This window comes from Sulfolobus sp. B1 (assembly GCF_007050195.1).
GTDB lineage: Archaea > Thermoproteota > Thermoprotei_A > Sulfolobales > Sulfolobaceae > Saccharolobus.
In genome coordinates this window covers 1-1,743 of record NZ_QIMI01000217.1, presented here as the reverse complement: position 1 = coordinate 1,743, position 1,743 = coordinate 1, and the positions used below count along the sequence as shown (strand labels likewise).

Sequence of the window (1,743 nt, the reverse complement as noted above, 5' to 3'; positions counted from 1 at the left end):
TCCTTCCACTTCACTACAATATATTTGACTCCAGGTGAGACTTACAACATTACAATCGATAAGACGTCAATTCTCTTTTACAACACAACTCTTCCTGTAGCCTTTTACGGCTCTTCATTAACAATCCTCACTCGCTCATCTGAAAACGGATGCAATACACTAGTCCTAGAGCCAACGTCCACTCCTGCAGTATTTTACATACATAATAACAACCAAGCGTGTGTGGATAACAATTTCATCCAACCCCATATTCCACCTTATGCCAATAGATTTCGAGTAAATTGTATTGAAGAATATTTTTAGTCATTATTGTGTTTCTTGTTAAGTTCTATCTGAAGTCTATGCTTGCTAGTTTTAGGCTTCTTACTAAGCTTCTCTTGTCAAAAGTTTCAACACCATGTTTTAACCAAGAGAATGCCTTGTAAACTGAGCCTCTATTAGGTTCTCTAATTCGTTTAATGCCAAGTTTATCGCGATCTCTTTAACCTCTTCCATCCCTTTAATAGTCTGCCAGCCCCGAATATGCTTTTACTATTGCTAACTCGTAGTATATGGCTTTTTCCTTCTAAATCATGGGTTTGCAAAGCCTTATACAGGGAAAATAGTTTAACGGTTTTTATAAGGATTTTGCCCACCCTGGTAAGATATTTGCCTATAATGAGGACAAGGAGAGTATGCACAAGTATGTTAATGTAGAAATATACTTACTACTGCTTGATGTGGTTTTGTATTATACATTCTCTTTAACTTCAGCCGTATGGAAAAGTGCATGAGCACACTTATGAATCCTCAAACATACTAACCACTACACACATAAAATCTGTTATAACTGGCTATTATAGGTAGCGTAAGACAATTATAACGTTAGAGAATAAATAAACTAATTATAACGTTAGAGAATAAATAAACTATAGAAAGGAGATCACAATAAGGCCCTCAGCTGGCCTAGGATTTACCGGGCTGTCTAGAATCGGCAGCATAAGGGCTTGCCCGATTGGGAGGCGCGGGCTAAATCCCTCGGACTTTCGCCCTCGGGACTTACACCCCGCCCCCATCAACCCCCTCTTCTAGGGGAGGGCTCTCGCGGGTTAGCCCCGCATGGCCGTCTCTTTTCGGGGAGGGGTTCTCGCTTAGATGCTTTCAGCGATTACCCCTTAGGGCGTGGCTGCCCGGCACTGCCCTACCGGACAACCGGTAAACTAGAGGCCCCGGTACCCTGTTCCTCTCGTACTAGGGGTACCTTCCCCTCAGACGGCCAGCACTCCCCACCCTTAGAGTCCGACCTGTCTCGCGACGGTCTAAACCCAGCTCACGTTCCCCTTTAACGGGCGGGCAGCCCTACCCTTGGGGGCAGCTGCACCCCCAGGGTGGGAAGAGCCGACATCGATGTAGCAAACCGCGGGGTCGATGGGAGCTCTCGCCCGCGACGACCCTGTTATCCCCGGGGTAACTTTTCTGTCATGCCCGGCCCCCACGTGTGGGGGCACGAGCGTTCGCTAGGCCGCGCTTTCGCGTCGAGACCCCGTACTTTGAAGGGTCTCGTCAGGCCAGCTTTTGCCCTTGCACTCTACGGCGGCGTTCTGTACCGCCTGAGCTGACCTTTGGGCTCCCGTGTTACTTTTTCGCGGGAGTGCCGCCCCAGCCGAACCGCCCACCTGACGCTGTTCCCACCCTTTCGGGTAGGTTAGTCCCGCGAGCGCTTATGGGTGGTGTTTCACTTCCGGGTCCCCCATCCCCGAAAGG

General features: G+C 48.5%; 1 rRNA gene. It reads right to left on the bottom strand.

The features are described 5' to 3' along the window. Positions 1-974: 974 nt before the first annotated feature. Positions 975-1,743, bottom strand: a 23S ribosomal RNA gene (locus DMP16_RS09595); the annotation flags it as partial.